Source organism: Ramlibacter aurantiacus, from assembly GCF_016722895.1.
Taxonomy (GTDB): Bacteria; Pseudomonadota; Gammaproteobacteria; order Burkholderiales; family Burkholderiaceae_C; genus Ramlibacter; species Ramlibacter aurantiacus.
On sequence record NZ_JAEQNA010000006.1, the window covers coordinates 294,278 to 311,376 of the forward strand.

At 67.7% G+C, this 17,099-nt stretch carries 12 protein-coding genes and 1 tRNA gene; 8 read left to right on the forward strand and 5 right to left on the reverse strand.

Translation table 11 applies throughout. The features are described from left to right. Positions 1 to 16: 16 nt before the first annotated feature. Genes JI739_RS17080 through lptF form a run of 5 tightly spaced genes read right to left on the reverse strand, consistent with a single transcriptional unit; the run spans position 17 to position 4,732 of the window. Entirely contained in the window at positions 17 to 1,186 is a 1,170-nt protein-coding gene (locus JI739_RS17080; protein ID WP_201685137.1) for a pyridoxal phosphate-dependent aminotransferase, read from the reverse strand. Further along, the gene (locus JI739_RS17085; protein ID WP_201685138.1) at positions 1,176 to 2,123 is read right to left on the reverse strand and encodes a CysB family HTH-type transcriptional regulator; all 948 of its coding nucleotides are present in this window, start codon (positions 2,121 to 2,123) and stop codon (positions 1,176 to 1,178) included. Before JI739_RS17085 ends, JI739_RS17080 begins: the two co-directional genes overlap by 11 nt. 43 nt (positions 2,124 to 2,166) lie before the next feature. Continuing rightward, entirely contained in the window at positions 2,167 to 2,535 is a 369-nt protein-coding gene (locus JI739_RS17090) for a sirohydrochlorin chelatase (RefSeq protein WP_201685139.1), read from the reverse strand. 2 nt (positions 2,536 to 2,537) lie between these two features. Continuing rightward, positions 2,538 to 3,638, reverse strand: a complete 1,101-nt coding sequence (lptG, locus tag JI739_RS17095) for an LPS export ABC transporter permease LptG (protein WP_201685140.1) — start codon at positions 3,636 to 3,638, stop codon at positions 2,538 to 2,540. Beyond that, a complete protein-coding gene (lptF, locus tag JI739_RS17100; protein ID WP_201685141.1) occupies positions 3,635 to 4,732 on the reverse strand; it encodes an LPS export ABC transporter permease LptF in 1,098 nt (365 codons plus the stop codon). The genes lptG and lptF overlap by 4 nt, the downstream gene beginning before the upstream one ends. Before the next feature lie 42 nt (positions 4,733 to 4,774). Between lptF and JI739_RS17105 the strand changes: the two genes are divergently transcribed. From JI739_RS17105 to JI739_RS17140, 8 genes are all read left to right on the forward strand, one after another. Continuing rightward, the gene (locus JI739_RS17105; RefSeq protein ID WP_201685142.1) at positions 4,775 to 6,298 is read left to right on the forward strand and encodes a leucyl aminopeptidase; all 1,524 of its coding nucleotides are present in this window, start codon (positions 4,775 to 4,777) and stop codon (positions 6,296 to 6,298) included. Next, complete coding sequence (locus JI739_RS17110; RefSeq protein WP_201685143.1) at positions 6,295 to 6,729, forward strand: DNA polymerase III subunit chi; 435 nt, start codon at positions 6,295 to 6,297, stop codon at positions 6,727 to 6,729. The genes JI739_RS17105 and JI739_RS17110 overlap by 4 nt, the downstream gene beginning before the upstream one ends. Continuing rightward, complete coding sequence (locus JI739_RS17115; RefSeq protein WP_201685144.1) at positions 6,726 to 7,007, forward strand: hypothetical protein; 282 nt, start codon at positions 6,726 to 6,728, stop codon at positions 7,005 to 7,007. Before JI739_RS17110 ends, JI739_RS17115 begins: the two co-directional genes overlap by 4 nt. A 138-nt stretch (positions 7,008 to 7,145) precedes the next feature. Next, a complete protein-coding gene (locus tag JI739_RS17120) occupies positions 7,146 to 8,279 on the forward strand; it encodes a branched-chain amino acid ABC transporter substrate-binding protein (RefSeq protein WP_201685145.1) in 1,134 nt (377 codons plus the stop codon). A gap of 342 nt (positions 8,280 to 8,621) precedes the next feature. Beyond that, positions 8,622 to 13,196 carry a hybrid sensor histidine kinase/response regulator gene (locus tag JI739_RS17125; RefSeq protein WP_354003742.1) on the forward strand — a complete coding sequence of 1,525 codons (4,575 nt, stop codon included), beginning with the start codon at positions 8,622 to 8,624 and terminating at the stop codon, positions 13,194 to 13,196. Further along, positions 13,193 to 15,313: a hybrid sensor histidine kinase/response regulator gene (locus JI739_RS17130; RefSeq protein WP_201685147.1), complete on the forward strand. Its 2,121-nt coding sequence runs from the start codon at positions 13,193 to 13,195 to the stop codon at positions 15,311 to 15,313. Before JI739_RS17125 ends, JI739_RS17130 begins: the two co-directional genes overlap by 4 nt. Before the next feature lie 34 nt (positions 15,314 to 15,347). Next, a tRNA-Ser gene (locus tag JI739_RS17135) sits at positions 15,348 to 15,438 on the forward strand. A gap of 116 nt (positions 15,439 to 15,554) precedes the next feature. Further along, entirely contained in the window at positions 15,555 to 17,087 is a 1,533-nt protein-coding gene (locus tag JI739_RS17140; RefSeq protein WP_201685148.1) for a DUF6538 domain-containing protein, read from the forward strand. Positions 17,088 to 17,099 lie beyond the last annotated feature (12 nt).

The following is a 17,099-nucleotide window of genomic DNA, read 5'->3' on the forward strand; positions in this document are numbered from 1 at the left end:
GCGCGGGATGACCCGACTACAGCCGGGCGAGTCGGGTCAGCGCCTCCTGGAGCGTCTGGTCCTGTTTGGCGAAGCAGAAGCGCACCACGCGTTGGTCGAACCCGTCACCGTAGAACGCCGACAGCGGGATCGCGGCGACCCCGATCTCGCGCGTGAGCCACTGGCAGAAGTCCGCTTCCGGCAGGTCGCTGACGGCGGAGATGTCCACGCACTGGAAGTACGTGCCGTCGCTGGGCAACATGCGCAGCCGCGTGCGTGCCAGTCCTTCGCGGAACAGGTCACGCTTGCGCTGGTAGAAGCCGGCCAGCTGCTGCCAGGGGCCGGGGTTGGCCATGTAGCTGGCCAGGCCGTGCTGCATGGGCGTGTTCACCGTGAACACGTTGAACTGGTGCACCTTGCGGAACTCGGCGGTCAGGGCCGCTGGCGCTGCCACGTACCCCACTTTCCAGCCGGTCACGTGGAAGGTCTTGCCGAAGCTCGAGACGATGAAGCTGCGGTTGGCCAGGCCGTCGAACCGCGCCGCGCTTTCGTGGTCGCGTCCATCGAACACCATGTGCTCGTACACCTCGTCGCTGATCACCAGCACGTCGGTGGGCGCAAGGATGTCCTGCAGGCGCAGCATGTCCTGGCGGCTCCAGATCGTGGCGCTGGGGTTGTGCGGGGAGTTGATGATGATGGCGCGGGTTCGCGGCGACAGCGCCGCCGCGATGCGGTCGAAGTCGGGGCGGAAGCTGCCGGGCGTCAGCGGCACACGAACCACGGTGCCGCCCGCCAGCTCGATGCTGGGTACGTAGCTGTCGTAGCAGGGCTCCAGCACGATCACCTCGTCCCCCGGGTGCACCACGGCCAGCACGGCGGTGATGATGGCCTGGGTCGCGCCCGCCGTGATGGTGATCTCGTCGGCCGGGTCGTAGCGGCGGCCGTAGTGCGTGGCGATCTTGTCCGAGACGGCCTGGCGCAGTGCCGGCACGCCCGTCATCGGTGGGTACTGGTTGTGCCCCGCCTTCATCGCGTCGCACACGGCATCCACCAGGTGCGATGCGCACTCGAAGTCCGGGAAGCCCTGGCCGAGGTTCACGGCACCGTGCTGCGCGGCCAGGGAGGACATGACCGTGAAGATGGTCGTGCCCACCTCGGGCAGCTTGCTGGCCAGGGGCGGGGTTCGGGAGATCGCTTCAGAGTTCATAGTCGTTGACGTGGCCGCTCATGGCCTTGGCGATCAGGTTGCGGTCGAGCCGGTCGGACAGCAGTTCCGCGAACCGGTAGACGAAGTTGCGCAGATAGGCCCCGCGCTTGAGGGCCAGCCGCGCCACGTTCTGGCCGAACAGATGACCCATCGGCCGCACCGCCAGGCGCGCCTGGGCCGGCTCCTCCTCCCGCACGGCCATCTCGGCCACGATGCCGATGCCCAGGCCCAGGCGGACGTAGGTCTTGATCACGTCCGAATCGATGGCCTCGAGGGCAATGCGCGGCTCGAGCTTGCGTTGGGCAAACGCCGCGTCGACGCGGGTGCGGCCGGTGAATGACGGGTGATAGGTGATGAGCGGCTCGGCCGCCAGGTCTTCCAGGCTGATCCGTTCCTTCTGCGCCAGGGGGTGGTCCGGCGGCAGCACCAGCACGTGCTGCCATTCGTAGCAGGGCAGGGTGACCAGCTCGGGATAGTCAGCCAGCGATTCGGTGGCGATGCCCACTTCGGCCACTTCGTCGAGGACCATGCGGGCCACCTGGTCGGGCGATCCCTGGTGCAGGCTCACGTTCACCTTGGGGTACGCCTCCCGCAGCTTGGCCACCGGCACGGGCAGCACATAGCGCGCCTGGGTGTGGGTGGTGGCGATGGACAAGGTGCCGCTGTCCTGCGCGCTGAACTGCTCGCCGATGCGCTTGAGGTTGCCCACCTCGCGCATGATCAGCTCGATGCTGCGCAGCACGTGCTGGCCCGGCTCGGTGACCCGCTTGAGCCGCTTGCCGTGGCGCGCGAAGATCTCCACGCCCAGCTCCTCTTCCAGCTCGATGATGGCCTTGGAGACGCCGGGCTGCGAGGTGTGCAGCGACTTGGCGGCCTCCGTGAGGTTCAGGTTGCGCCGAACGGCTTCCTGGACGAAGCGGAACTGGTGCAGGTTCATATCGAATTTCTACTAAGGAAGAAATTCATTATGCCCGCGCTGCCTACGCCGATCCGTTGCCCAACGCCAGGTCGGCGAGCAGGTCCAGCAACCGAGGCTCCTCGCCCACGGCAGGCTGCAACGCCCAGGCCACCGCCGGGTGTGCCGCGGCCAGCAGTTCCACCAGCCGGGGCAAGTCTTCCCGCACGTGCCGACCCACGCCCAGGAACAGGGGCACGATGCGCACCTTGCGCAGCCCCAGCCGGGCCAGCTCCGCGGCCGCCGAGGGCAGGTCGGGCTGCATCAACTCCAGGAAGGCGCAGCGCACCGCCAATTCCGGCTCCCGCTGTGCGAGGCGGGACGCCACCGCGTCCATCGGCCGGCGCCACTGGGGATCGCGCGACCCGTGCCCGAACAGGATGACACCTTCCATGATCACCTTCGCAGCACCAACCAGCCGAACGCACCCAGGGACAGCATGCTGTAGATCAGGCCGGGCGCGGCGGCCGCCAGCCATGGCCACCAATTGCGCAGGTTGCCGATGTAGCCGAACACGTTGTTCAGCAGGAAAAAGCTGATGCCGATCAGCACGCCGCCGAACACGAATCCGGTGATGCCACCCGAGCGGAAATGCAGGTAGGCAAAGGGCAGGGCGAGCACCACCATCACCAGGCAGCTGAGCGGATAGAACACCTTTCGCCAGAACTCGATCTCGTAGCGCTGGGTGGTCTGCGCGTTGGACTCGAGGTGCCGGATGTACTGGAACAGGTCCACCGTGCGCATGCGCTCGGGCCTGAGCAGTGCCACGGTCACCATCTCCAGGCTGAGGTCGGTGGCCCATTCCATCTGCGGCAGCTGGCGGTTCTCGACCCGGGGCATGCCTTTCGCATCGTCCGTGAACAGCCGCTGCTGCACCTGGCTGAGCACCCATCCTTCGGGAGCGAAGCGGGCGGTCTCGGCCTGGGTGGCCGAGACGAGGGCACCGTCTTCACCGGCCTGGAAGATGCGAACGGCTTCGAGCGTGCCGTCGGGCCGCATGGCGCCGACGTTCACCGTGTAGGTGTGCTCGGGCCTGCGCTCCTTCAGCCAGGCCCCCGTCTGGCCGATGCTGATGCTGCCCTGGAACCTGGCCTTCAGCAGCTGTGCCGTGCGATCGGCCACGGGTGCGATGTAGTCGCCGACGGCGAAGGTCACCACCGTGAACACCGCCCCCAGCACCAGCAGCGAGCGCAGGGCTCGCCAGGGCCCCAGCCCGGAGGTGCGCAAGATCGTGTATTCGGAACTCTGCGCCAGACGCGCCATGACGAAGATGGTGCCGATCAGCACCGCGATCGGCACCAGCTCGTACAGGTGGCTGGCCTGCAGCAGCACCACATACACCAGCGCCTGCGTCAGCCCGTAGGCGCCGCCACCCTTGCCCACGTTGGGCAGCTCGTCGACGAAGTCGAAGAAGAAGAACAGCGCGAGGAAGCCCGCCGCGACGAACAGCACGGCGGAGATGACCTCGCGGTAGATCAGGCGGCGGATGGTCTTCATGCGCGGGCCGCCCTCCGGCGCCGGACCGCCTTCAGGGACCAGTTGTTGTGCTGCTTGCCCAGCCAGAGCACCACCAGGGCCAGCACGCCTCCGTGCAGGCCCAGCAGGTAGGGCGCCGCGCCGAAGTGCCCGCGCGAGATCCAGCTTTGCCCCAGGTTGAGCATGTTGTAGTACACGATGAACGCGAACAGCGCGAACAGCAGGTTGCCGCTGCGTCCGGCGCGCGGGTTCACGCTCGAGACCGTGATGGCGATCAGGACGAAGTTGAAGGCGGCCAGGAACAGGCCGACGCGCCAGGCCAGCTCCGCCTGGTTGCGAGCACTGGGTTCGCGCACCAGGTCGAGGCTGGATCGGGCGCGCACCGGCACTTCGTTGCGCGCTGCGCCGGCCGCCTCACCGACGCGGGCGCCGAACTCCTCGAAGACGCTCACCCGCACTTCGTTGCTCTTGAGCGTGCGCTCCATGCGCTGGCCGTCGCCCAGCAGCAGGAACCGGCTGTCGCCCTCGGTCACCACCTGGCCCGTGCGGGCCGAGGTGATGGTCTCGCGGCCGTTGTCCTGGGTGGCGATGAACACGTTCTTGCCGGTGCGGTTGTCGGGCGTGTCCTTGTCCATGAAGAACACCCGCGTGCCGCTGGCCGACTCCTGGAATTGCCCGGGCGCCACACGGTCCAGGTCACCGCGGCTGCCGTAGCGCTGCCGCAGTTCCAGCGCCTGGTCGTTGGCCCAGGGCCATGCCACCAGCGCCAGCAGCGCCACCACGGTCAGCACCGGCCAGGCGAACGCGAACAAGGGCCTGAGCAGCGAGGACAGGCCCCGCCCCGCGCTGAACCAGATCACCATTTCGCTGTCGCGCCACATCCGCGAGAGCACGCCGACGATCGCCACGAACAGGGACAGGGTCAGCAGGGGCGCCAGGTAACCCAGCACCGTGTAGCCCATCACCATCAGGATTTCCTGGGGGTTCACGCTGCCGCGGCTGGCCTGGCTCAGCGTGCGGATCAGGGTCATGGTCATCACGATCGTGATGAGCACGACGAGCGTCGCGCCGAAGCTCCTGGCGAGCTCCTTGCGCACGGAGGAATGGAATAACATCGGCGCGCTCAAGGCAGTGCCAGAAGGAAGAAACCCGCGATTATGGACTTCGAACTCAAGACCCTCGGCGTCGAGGGCGCTGCGAACGAACGCTGCGACGCGCTGCTGGTGCTGCTGGACGAAGGGTTCAAGGCCGGCACCGATCCGCTCTCGAAGATCGCCGCCGACGCCATCAAGGCCAAAGGGTTCGACACCAAGCCGGGCAAGACGCTGCAGGCCTGGCGGCCACCGGGCGTCACGGCGGCGCGCGTGCTGCTGCTCGGTTGCGGTGACGGCTCGCCGCGACGCATCCACTCGGCCGTCCACGGCGCCGTGGCTTCGCTGCGCACCGCGGGCATCCGGCGCATGGCCATCTGCCTGCCGCCCAGCAGCGACGACGGCCGCGCGGTTCGCGCCGCGGTCGCGGCCGCCGCCGAGGCGAGCTACGTCTTCGTTTCCACCAAGTCCAAGCCCGAACCGAGCGAGATCGAGAAGGTCGTGATCGGCTGTGCCGACGCCGCGCTGGCCCGCTCCGATTTCCAGGCGGCGCGTGGCGCGGCCCTGGGCATCGAATTGGCCCGCGAGCTGGGCAACCTGCCGCCCAACCGGGCCACGCCCACGCGCCTGGGCGAGGAAGCCAAGCGGCTGGCCAAGACCGGCGGCTTCCAGTGCGAAGTGCTCGGTCCGAAGGAAGTCGCCCGGCTCGGCATGGGTTCGTTCATGGCCGTGGCCCAGGGCTCCGAAGAGCCGCTGCGGTTCATCGTCCTGAAATACCATGGCGCCGCCGCCGGCGAGGCGCCGGTGGTGCTGGTCGGCAAGGGCATCACGTTCGACAGCGGCGGCATTTCCATCAAGCCGGCGCCCGAAATGGACGAGATGAAGTTCGACATGGGCGGTGCCGCCAGCGTGCTGGGCACCTTCCGCGCACTGGCCGAACTCAAGCCCCGCATCAACGTCGTGGGCCTGATCCCCGCTTGCGAGAACCTGCCCAGCGGCCGCGCCTTCAAACCTGGCGACGTCGTCACCAGCCTCAGTGGCCAGACCATCGAGGTCCTCAACACCGACGCCGAAGGGCGTCTGATCCTGTGCGACGCGCTCACCTATGCGGAGCGCTTCAAGCCCCGCGCCGTCGTCGACATCGCCACGCTGACCGGCGCCTGCGTGATCGCGCTGGGCGCCGTGCGCAGCGGCTTGTTCTCGACCGACGATGAACTGGCCGAGGCGCTGTCGCAGGCGGGCGAACTGGCGCTCGACCCGTGCTGGCGCATGCCGCTCGACGACGAGTACGGGGAGGGCCTGAAGACCAACTTCGCCGACGTGGCCAATGTCGCCGGCCGACCCGCAGGTGCCGTCACCGCCGCCAAGTTCCTGCAGCGCTTCGCGGGCAGCTATCGCTGGGCCCACCTGGACATCGCCGGCACGGCCTGGAAGGGCGGCGCCGCCAAGGGCTCCACCGGTCGGCCGGTGGGCCTGCTGGTGCAGTACCTGTTGTCCCAGGAGCAGGCGCCGCGCAGCGTGAGCCGCCGCGGCGCCAAGGCCGAGCCCGCGCCGCGCAAGCGGACCCGGGCCGGCGTGCGGGCGCAATGACCGAGGTCGCGTTTCACTTCAACGCGCCGGCCAAGCTGGCCCATGCCTGCCGCCTGCTGCGCAAGGCGGTGGGCAGCGGGGCCCAGGTGGTGGTCACCGGCGACGACGACTTGCTGTGCGCGCTCGATTCGGAACTCTGGACCTTCTCCCCGGCCGATTTCGTGCCGCACGCCCACCTGGGGCAGGCGCCCAGCGTGGTGGTCGAGCGCAGTCCCGTCGTGCTGGCTCGTTCTCCACGGGCGGCCGCGCACCGGCAGGTGCTGGTCAACCTGGGGGATTCGGTGCCCGAGGGGTTCGAGGATTTCGAGCGGCTGATCGAGGTGGTGACTGGCGACGAAGACGACCGGCAGCGCGCTCGCCGGCGCTGGAAGCACTACGCCGATCGGGGCTTGGGCATCGTGCGCCACGACCTGAAGGACAGCGCGGGATGAGCGCCCGGGTGCCGCCCAGGAATGTGCCCACCCTCACCGAGGTGGTGCAGCGTCCGCCGCACGCCTCCAGCGAGCCCGCCGGCGCGCGGGAGGAACGGCTGGTGCAGCGCATCCTGCAACGGCTGGAGGTGGACCTGGACCAGCGGCTGCGCGAGGTTATCGCCTCGCTGGTGGTCGAGCAGACCCGCACCCTCGGCCCCCTCGTGCGGGAGGAGCTCGAGGCCAGCGTCCGCGCCGCGGTGCTCGAGGCACTGTCGCAGGAACGCGATCAGCCCTGAGAGGCTTTGGCGCAGGGTTGCCAGGGTTGCGTGGCCGCGCACGGGCTTTCCTCTATGCCGGTGGCCTGGTTATTGCGATAAGTTGCTTCGGTCGTGTGCGCAGCACCCGGCTTCTTATCCACTGGAGGCTTCTTCGCAATGCAAACCCCATTCAAACTGACCGTGCTCGCGGCCGCCGCCGTCTTTGCGGGCCTGGCTTCGGCGCAGAACGTGCAGGTGGTCAAGATCGGCCATGTGGCGCCGATCTCGGGTCCGCAAGCCCATATGGGCAAGGACAACGAGAACGGCGTGCGAATGGCCATCGAGGACCTCAACAAGCAGAACATCACGATCGGCGGGCGCAAGGTGCGTTTCGAGATCCAGGCCGAGGACGACGCGGCCGATCCCAAGCAGGGCACCGCCGCTGCCCAGAAACTCTGCGACTCGCGCGTGGCCGGCGTGGTGGGGCACCTGAACTCCGGCACCACCATCCCGGCTTCCAAGGTCTACAACGATTGCGGCATTCCGCACGTCACCGGCGCGGCCACCAATCCGGCGTTGACCAAGCCCGGCTACAAGACGACCTACCGCATCATCGCCAACGACAACGCACTCGGTGCGGCCGTGGCGCAGCATGCCGCGGACAAGCTCAAGGTCAAGCGGGTGGCCGTGATCGACGACCGGACCGCCTACGGGCAGGGCGTGGCCGACGTCTTCAAGCGCACCGCGCAGCAAAAAGGCATCCAGGTGGTGGACGAGCAGTTCACGACCGACAAGGCCACCGACTTCATGGGCATCCTGACCGCCATCAAGGCCAAGAACCCCGACGCCATCTTCTTCGGCGGCATGTACTCGCAAGGCGGTCCCATGCTCCGTCAGGTCGAGCAACTGGGCATGGGCAACGTGAAGTACCTGGGTGGGGACGGCATCTGCACCGCCGAGATTGCACAGCTCGCCGCGGGCGCCAAGACCCTCAACAACGTGGTCTGCGCCGAGGGCGGCTCGTCGCTGGCCAAGATGCCGGGCGGCATGGCCTGGAAGAAGCGCTACGACGAGAAGTATCCCAACCAGTACCAGATCTACAGCCCCTATACGTATGACGCGACCTTCGTGCTGGTCGACGCCATGAAGCGTGCGAACTCCATCAATCCGAAGGACTACATGCCGCATCTGCTCAAGTCCGACTTCAAGGGGGTCACCGCGCACATCCAGTTCGAGCCGAATGGGGAGCTCAAGAACGCCGCCACCTCGCTCTACACCTTCAAGGACGGCAAGCGCGTGCCGCTCGAATAGCAGGGCACATCTGTCAGACGAAAAGCCGCCTCGGGCGGCTTTTTCGCTTCTGGCGACGTCGGCGCACGTCGCGATCGCCCCTCGCCTTCAAGGAAAGTGAGCGTAGGCGTTTCGCCCGTGTTCGAGTCGGACGGGGCCTACATCTCGCGACAGCCCTCACTTTGCCGCTCATCCGTCGGCGCGTGCAGTTGTTGCCGTCCAGGCAAGGCACTACCCTGTGCTGTCTCATCAAGGCAAGACGGGCAGGACATGGAAGCAGTAGCCACCAGGGCCCCGGCCGGCGAACACGAGCTGCGCTCGATCCTGCAGGCGCTGAACGCTTTTCGGCGCGGACAAGCAGGCGTGAGCCTGCCGACAGACTGGGGAGGAGTTCCCGCGAGGATCGCCGCGGAGTTCAACGAGCTCGTGGCGCAGTCCGAGCGCGCGACGCACCGCCTGCGGGCCGTGGGCGCCGCGCTGGCCAGCGGCAATGCGCCGCGGCGTCTGCCGGACGAGCGCCTGCTTGGCATCTGGCTCGACCACGTGGCGAGCGTCAACGGCCTGGTCGATCACCTGGAGCACTCCCAGGAGCGCGCCCGGACGACGCACGCGGCGCTGTTGCGCCTGAAGAAGGGGGAGGTCGACACCCGCCTGCCGGCCGACTGGCCCGGCATCTTCGGAAAGATCGCCGACGCCTTCAACGAGGTGGTCGACGAGAACCTGCGCATGTCCCGCGAGCTCGCCCGGCTCTCGCAGGTGGTGGGCAAGGAAGGCAAGCTCAAGGAGCGTGCCCACCTGCCGGGGTCCGGCGGCTTCTGGCGGGAGTCCTGCGAGTCGATCAACTCGCTCATCGCCGATTTGGTGCATCCCACGTCCGACGTGGCCCGGGTGATCGGCGCGGTGGCGCAGGGAGATTTGTCGAAGTCCATGGCGCTCGAGGCCCAGGGGCGCCCGTTGCAGGGTGAGTTCCTGCGAACCGCCACCACCATCAACAAGATGGTGCAGCAGCTGGGCACCTTCGCCGCCGAGGTGACGCGCGTGGCGCGCGAAGTGGGCACCGAAGGCAAGCTCGGCGGCCAGGCCGAGGTGCAGGGCGTGGCCGGCACCTGGAAGGACCTCACGGACAACGTGAACTTCATGGCCTCCAACCTCACGTCGCAGGTGCGCAACATCGCGGACGTGACCAAGGCGGTGGCGGCGGGCGACCTGTCCAAGAAGATCACGGTGGACGTCAAGGGCGAGATCCTGGAGCTGAAGAACACGATCAACACCATGGTCGACCAGCTGCGCTCTTTCGCCTCCGAGGTGACGCGGGTGGCGCGCGAGGTGGGTACCGAGGGCAAGCTGGGTGGCCAGGCCGAGGTGCGCGGCGTGGCGGGGACCTGGAAGGACCTGACCGAGTCGGTCAACTCCATGGGATCCAACCTCACCGCGCAGGTGCGCAACATCGCCGAGGTGACCACGGCGGTGGCGGCGGGCGACCTGTCCAAGAAGATCACCGTGGACGTCAAGGGCGAGATCCTGGAGCTGAAGAACACGATCAACACCATGGTCGACCAGCTGCGCTCCTTCGCTTCCGAAGTGACGCGGGTGGCGCGGGAAGTGGGCACCGAGGGCAAGTTGGGCGGACAGGCGCAGGTGCAGGGCGTGGCCGGCACCTGGAAGGACCTCACCGACAACGTCAACTTCATGGCGTCCAACCTCACGGCGCAGGTGCGCGGCATCGCGCGCGTGGTGACCGCCGTGGCCGGCGGCGACCTGAACCACAAGCTCACCGTGGAAGCCAAGGGTGAAATCGCGGCGCTGGCCGACACCATCAACTCCATGACCGACACGCTCGCCACCTTCGCCGACCAGGTGACCACGGTCGCCCGCGAGGTGGGGGTGGACGGCAAGCTGGGCGGCCAGGCCAAGGTGCCCGGCGCGGCCGGCACCTGGAAGAACCTCACCGAGAACGTGAACCAGCTGGCGGCCAACCTCACCACGCAGGTGCGGGCGATCGCCGAAGTGGCCATGGCCGTGACCCAGGGCGACCTCACTCGATCCATCGCGGTCGAGGCGCTGGGCGAGGTCGCGGCCTTGAAGGACACCATCAACGAGATGATCCGCAACCTCAAGGACACCACCCAGCTCAACACCGAGCAGGACTGGCTCAAGACCAACCTGGCCAAGTTTTCCCGCATGCTGCAAGGGCAGAAGGACCTGGTGGCCGTCGGTCGGCTGATCCTGTCGGAGCTGGCGCCGGTGGTCGGCGCCCAGCAGGCGGAGTTCTACGTGCTGCGCCAGGAGCCGCGGGGCAGCGTGCGCCTGACGCTGATGGCCAGCTACGCGTCGTCGGGGCAGGGGGCCTATGGCAAGGAGATCGCGCTCGGCGAAGGCCTGGTGGGCCAGTGCGCGGTGGACAGAAAAAAGGTCCTGCTGTCCTTGGAAATCCCCGACGGCTTGCGCATCGCCTCGGGCACCACGCATGTGGCGCCGGCGCACGTGCTGGTGCTGCCGATCGTGTTCGAGGGCCAGGTGCGCGGGGTGGTCGAACTCGCATCGGTCGAGCGCTTCAGCTCCACCCACCTCACGTTCCTCGACCAGCTCGCCGAATCCATCGGCATCGTGATCAACACCATCGCGGCCAACATGCGCACCGAAGACCTGCTGTCGCAGTCGCAGTCGCTGGCGCAGGAGCTGCAGAGCCGCCAACAGGAGCTGCAGCAGACCAACGGCGAGCTGCAGGAAAAGGCGCGCCTGCTGGCGCACCAGAACCAGGAGGTCGAACACAAGAACCGCGAGGTCGAGCAGGCCCGCCAGGCGCTGGAGGAAAAAGCCAAGCAGCTCGCGCTCACGTCCAAGTACAAGTCGGAGTTCCTGGCCAACATGTCGCACGAGTTGCGCACGCCGCTGAACTCGCTGCTGATCCTGTCGGACCAGCTTTCCAGGAACCCGGACGGCAACCTGAGCACCCGCCAGGTGGAGTTCGCCCGCACCATCCATTCGTCGGGCAACGACCTGCTGATGTTGATCAACGACATCCTCGACCTCTCCAAGATCGAGTCGGGCACGGTGGCGGTCGACGTGAGCGAACTGCGCCTGGAAGACCTGCAGGTGCACGTGGACCGCACCTTCCGCCACGTGGCCGAGGCCAAGAACGTGGACTTCCGCGTCGAATGCGGGCTGCAGCTGCCCGAGGCGATCGTCACCGACGCCAAGCGCCTGCAGCAGATCCTGAAGAACCTGCTGTCCAATGCCTTCAAGTTCACCCACCAGGGCCGCGTGCAACTGAGCATCGACGAGGTGGTGGGCGGCTGGAGTCGAGACCACGAGGTGCTGGGGCATTCCCAGCACGTGATCGCCTTCTCGGTCTCGGACACGGGCATCGGCATCGCCACGGACAAGCAGCAGATCATCTTCGAGGCTTTCCAGCAGGCCGACGGCTCCACCAGCCGCAAGTACGGCGGCACCGGGCTGGGCCTGGCGATCAGCCGCGAGTTGTCCAAGCTGCTGGGCGGCGAGATCCGCCTGACCAGCGCGCCGGGGCAGGGCAGCACCTTCACCCTATACCTGCCTGCGCACTTCCCGTCCACCCGGGGCTCGCGTCGCACCGCGTCCATTGCGCCGTCCCACGTGGTCGCGCAGGTCCGTCCGCGCGCCGCCGACGGGGAGGTGCCGACGCCGCAGGACGAATTGCCGGATGAACTGCCGGACGAGCCGCGCATTCCCGTCGCCATTCCCGTCGCGGACGACCGGGACGGACTCTCCAGCGGGGAGCCGGTGCTGCTCATCGTCGAGAACGACACCGGCTTCGCACGCCTGATGCTCGATGCAGCACGGGCGCGCGGCTTCAAGGGGGTCGTCACCGGCCACGGCGCCGCCGCGCTCACCCTCGCGAACCAGGTCGCTCCGGCGGCCGTCACGCTCGACCTGCACCTGCCCGACATGGATGGTTGGCGGGTGCTCGACCGGCTCAAGCAAGACCTGGCGACGCGGCACATCCCGGTGTGCGTGGTGTCCACCGACGAGGCCCGCGCGCGGGCCTATGCGAGTGGCGCCATCGCGTTCCTGGCCAAGCCGATCCAGTCCACGGACGTGATGGACGGCATGCTCGACCAGCTGCGCGTCTACACGTCCAGGCCGCAGCGGCAGGTGTTGGTGGCACTGAAGGACGGCGCCACGCGTCGCCGGTTCCTGGAGCTGGTGGGGCAGGACGACATCCAGCCCATCGTCGTGCGCAGCGTCGAGCGGCTCGAATCGGAACTCTCGGCCAAGTCCTTCGACTGCGTCGTGCTGGACGAGGCGCTCGGGCCGATCGAGCCGGCTCGCCTGCGCGAACGGCTGGGCGCGCACGCGCTGCTGGGTCCGGTGCCGCTGCTCCTGCTCAGGGCACCTTCGGGCGGCGGCGGCGACGCCGCCGTGTGGCGGAGCGACGAGTGCCTGGCCGTGCGCGAAGCCGACGACGTGCCGGCGTTGTTCGACGCCGCCCTGCGCGGCATGCACTACGCGGCCGGGCGCCTGCCGCCGCCGCAGCAGACCCTGGTGCGCGAGCTGGTCGCGGCCTGGCGGCCACTCGCGGGCCGACGCGTGCTGATCGTGGACGACGACATGCGCAACATCTTCGCGCTGGCCACCGTGCTGGAAGACCACGGCATGGAAATCGTGTGGGCCGACAGCGGCCGCGAGGCCATCAACCGGGTGGTCAACGACGCGGACATCGACGTGGTGCTGATGGACATCATGATGCCGGAGATGGACGGCATGGCCACCATGAAGGAGATCCGCAAGCTGCCGCAGGGCCGCAAGCTGCCGATGATCGCCGTCACCGCCAAGGCCATGAAAGGCGATCGCGAGAAATGCATCGAAGCCGGCGCATGGGACTACCTGTCCAAGCCGGTCGATACCCAGGACCTCCTCGCCGTGCTTCGCGCATGGCTTCATCCAGTGCACGCATGACACACCTTCTCTCCGCAGTGCCTGCCGCCGCCGTCCGCGGCGACGCGCCAGTCAACATCCTGATCGTGGACGACCTGCACGAAAAGCACGTCGTGTTTCGCAGCGTGCTGGAGGACCTGGGCGAGAACGTGATCAGCGCACGCTCGGGCCGCGAGGCGCTGGCACAGGTCCTGAACAACGAGTTTGCGGTCATCCTGCTGGATGTGAACATGCCCGACATCGACGGCCTGGAGACGGCGAGCCTCATCCGCCAATACAAGCGGTCGGCGCAAACCCCCATCGTGTTCATCACCGCCTACGTGGACGAGATCCAGGCCAAGCGCGGCTATGCGCTGGGTGCGGTCGACTACATCCCGTCGCCGGTGGTGCCCGAGGTGCTGCGCTCGAAGGTGAAGGTCTTCGTGGACCTGTTCCGGATGAACCGGCAGCTGCAGCTGCGGGCAGTCGAGCGCGAGGCCCTGGCGCGAGCCGAGGCCGCGCGCACGGCCGCCGAGGCGGCCACGGCGCGTGCCGACTACCTGGCCGAGGTGAGCCAGCGCCTGGGCCGCACCCTCGACACCGAGCAGACCGCCGAGGGGCTTTTGCAAATGTCGGTGCCCGTGCTGGGTGACCAGGCCTTGCTCATGACCTGCGGGTTCGACAAGGAGTTGGCTTGCGCGCAGGCGTATCCGCCCGAAGCCTTTGCGGCGGAGTTGCCCCACAGCCTGCAGCAGGCGGTGCGCCATGCGCTGCAGGTCGAGCGCATGGAGCGCTGGCAGGGCCAGGCGGCAGGCTCCACCGCCACGCGTTCGGGCATCGTGTTTCCGCTGACGCTGCAAGGCGAGCGCACCCGGCGTGCGCTGGTGCTGCTGGGGCCGGCGGGGCACTTCGATGCACCGCGCATCGCGCTGGCCACCGAGGTGGTGGGCCGTGCCGCCATCGCGATGGAGAACGCGCGGCTCTTTGCCGCCGTGCAGCAGGCGGATCGCCGCAAGAACGAGTTCCTGGCCATGCTCGCGCACGAACTGCGCAATCCGCTGGCGCCCATCCGGAACGCCGTCCACATCATGCAGGGCAACGACGTTGCGGCCGAGAAGGTGCACTGGGCGCGCGACGTGATCAGCCGCCAGGCCGATCACATGGCCCGGCTGATCGACGACCTGCTCGATGTCTCTCGCATCGTGCAGGGCAAGGTGACCGTGCGGCCCGAGCGGCTTGCATTGGGCGAGCTGATCGAGCGCACCCTGGAAGCCAGCGAGCCGCGTGTGCGCGCGCGCGGCCAGCAGCTGCGGGTGAGCCTGCCCGACCAGCCGCTGCTGTTGATGGGAGACCCGGTGCGGCTGGCGCAGGTGCTCTCCAACCTGGTCAACAACGCCTGCAAGTTCTCGCCGGCCGGATCGGCCATCGACCTCGAAGGCCGGTTCGACGGCCAGCAGGTGGAACTGGTCGTGCGCGACCGAGGTTGCGGCATCCCGGCGGAGTTCCTGCCGCACATCTTCGAGCTCTTCGTGCAGGGCGATCAGACCCTGGACCGCGCGCAGGGCGGCCTGGGCATCGGCCTCACGCTGGTCAAGCACCTGGTGGAGCTGCATGGTGGACAGGTCGAGGCGCGCAGCGCGGGCGCGGGCAGCGGCACCGAGGTGCTGGTTCGGCTGCCGGCGCAAGCCGGGGATGCCGGCCCCGCATCGGCCCAGGTCACGCAGGCGCCTCCGCCGCGCCCGGCCGCGTCGACCGCCACGGTGCCGCTGCGCGTGCTGGTGGTGGACGACCTTGCCGCGTCGGCCGACACGCTGACCCTGCTGCTGGAGATGGAGGGCTACGAGGTGAGGGTGGCCGCCGATGGCCCGGAGGCATTGAAGGCGGCGGAAGACTTCCGGCCCGAGGTCGTCCTGCTGGACATCGGCCTGCCCGGCATGAATGGCTTCGAGGTCGCCCTGCGCCTGCGCCGCGGATCGGCTTGCCGCGATGCGCTGCTGGTCGCGCTGACTGGCTACGGTGAAACCGAGAGCCGCATGCGATCCTGCGAAGCCGGCTTCGACTACCACATGGTCAAGCCGGCGGACGTGAACCTGCTGCTCTCCCTCATCGCCGACCCGAAGAAGAGCCGCCTCAACCGCGGCACCTTGGCCCCCGATTAGCCCCATCTGCGCTGCTACAATCGCGGGCTTCGCAGGAGAGGTGGATGAGCGGTTTAAGTCGCACGCCTGGAAAGCGTGTGTGGGTTAATAGCCCACCGCGGGTTCGAATCCCGCCCTCTCCGCCAAGTTCCCATGAGCGCCAGCAACGGCGCTGGCTCCAGCCAAATTGCTGGGGTCTCCTGAGTCAGACTGTGTATCCATGCTGCGTAAACCGAGGTCCGCACCCGACAAGGTGGAACCCGTGCGAGCAGACTACGTTCACAGGCGCAACAACTCAGCGAACCTGATCTACCAGCGGCCGGTGCCGCCGGACCTTTCTAAGCATCCCGAGTCCCAATGGTTTGGTAAGCAGTGGGCCGCCCGCGTCTCGCTGGGGACCCCGGACGTTCGGCAGGCCAACGTACTGGCTCGCCGGCTCTCGGTCGAGTGGGATGAGCGCTTCCAAACCGAACGTGACCGCCTCAGCCCGGCAACGCTCGACGTCCTCCCGGCAGACCTGGTGCCCGTCTTGGTAGCCCGAGTTCGAAGCAGCGTCCTGTCCGGAGACGATGCAACGCGGTATGACGGCACAAAGCTGCGGGCGTTCCTGGAGGCCTTCGAGTACATTGCGCCGCCCCTGCGGTTCCTCACCGCCGGTCAAACGCCGATCTACCTGCGCGTGGAGGAGGGCGCCCCAGAGATGGGCGGTATGTCTCTCGCACAGTCCAGCCGTCTTGCACAGATCCACGAGCTGGTGGCGACCTGGTTCGCCGGTCGCATGGCGGCAGGGGACCTGTCGGTTGCCCGGCCGGTCGTGGAAGCGGAGGTGCGATCCGTAGGTTTCGTTGTGGACTGGTCGCGTCGAGAGAACGTGGCCGCCTTGATAGCGGTGCTCCGTGGCTTGGTTTCGGCATGGCAGGACCGGGTAAAGCGGGATCGTGGGGAAGTCATCGAGACTCCCGCCGCGCCTGTGCTGGCCGTCGCCAAGACGCCGAAGGTCGAGGTGAAGCGGATCTCAGATGCCTTGCACGTTTGGGAGCAGGAGCAGAGCCGACCCGAGAAGACCGTGAACGTGTACCGGCGTCACGCCGCCATGTTCGCGGACTTGATGGGCGATCCGCCTCTGAGCACCCTTACCTTGCCAAGAGGCATGGAGTTCAGAGACAAGGTCCAGGCATGGGCCGTCTCCCAGGGCAAGACGGCAACGACAGCGAATAACGCCCTGACGAGTGTGAAGACGCTGCTGCATGTCGCACAGCAGCGGGGCTGGGTGGCCGACCGTCTGCTTTCCGGTGCGGTCGTTAAGCGGGGCGGAGCAGTGGAGCGCGAGCGGGAGCCCTGGACCGCCGAAGACCTCCAGCGACTGTTTGCGTCCGACTTGTACACAAGCTACAAGCTCCCGACTGCCAAGGCCGCCGGGGCGGATGCCGCGTACTGGGTGCCACTGATCCTCGCATTTAGCGGAGCCCGCCTGAACGAAGTGGCGCAGCTCTGGACGGACGACGTGTTCGAGTCGCCCGACGGCCTAGCGATGGAGTTCCGGCCGAACGTGGACCGCGATCAACGGCTCAAGGCCAACTCGTCTCGGCGCGTCGCGCCGATCCACAGCCAGCTCGAGGCCTTGGGGTTCGGTGACTACTGGCGAGCTATTGCGGAACAGGGTGAGGGGCCGCTGTTCCCTGCGCTGCCCCCTGAGATCAGCCACGTGACGATCTGGAGTCCAATCAATCCTGCGAGGAAATTGGACGATGAAGAAGCGATTCACCGAGGAGCAGATCATTGGCTTCCTGCGTGAGGCCGATGCCGG

What these genes read in the sequence shown, in the direction of transcription:
- JI739_RS17080 (WP_201685137.1), bottom strand. Translation starts at nt 1,186, where the DNA reads ATGAACTCTGAAGCGATCTCCCGAACCCCGCCCCTGGCCAGCAAGCTG.
- JI739_RS17120 (WP_201685145.1), top strand. Translation starts at nt 7,146, where the DNA reads ATGCAAACCCCATTCAAACTGACCGTGCTCGCGGCCGCCGCCGTCTTT.
- JI739_RS17110 (WP_201685143.1), top strand. Translation starts at nt 6,295, where the DNA reads ATGACCGAGGTCGCGTTTCACTTCAACGCGCCGGCCAAGCTGGCCCAT.
- JI739_RS17090 (WP_201685139.1), bottom strand. Translation starts at nt 2,535, where the DNA reads ATGGAAGGTGTCATCCTGTTCGGGCACGGGTCGCGCGATCCCCAGTGG.
- JI739_RS17130 (WP_201685147.1), top strand. Translation starts at nt 13,193, where the DNA reads ATGACACACCTTCTCTCCGCAGTGCCTGCCGCCGCCGTCCGCGGCGAC.
- JI739_RS17105 (WP_201685142.1), top strand. Translation starts at nt 4,775, where the DNA reads ATGGACTTCGAACTCAAGACCCTCGGCGTCGAGGGCGCTGCGAACGAA.
- JI739_RS17115 (WP_201685144.1), top strand. Translation starts at nt 6,726, where the DNA reads ATGAGCGCCCGGGTGCCGCCCAGGAATGTGCCCACCCTCACCGAGGTG.
- lptG (WP_201685140.1), bottom strand. Translation starts at nt 3,638, where the DNA reads ATGAAGACCATCCGCCGCCTGATCTACCGCGAGGTCATCTCCGCCGTG.
- lptF (WP_201685141.1), bottom strand. Translation starts at nt 4,732, where the DNA reads ATGTTATTCCATTCCTCCGTGCGCAAGGAGCTCGCCAGGAGCTTCGGC.
- JI739_RS17085 (WP_201685138.1), bottom strand. Translation starts at nt 2,123, where the DNA reads ATGAACCTGCACCAGTTCCGCTTCGTCCAGGAAGCCGTTCGGCGCAAC.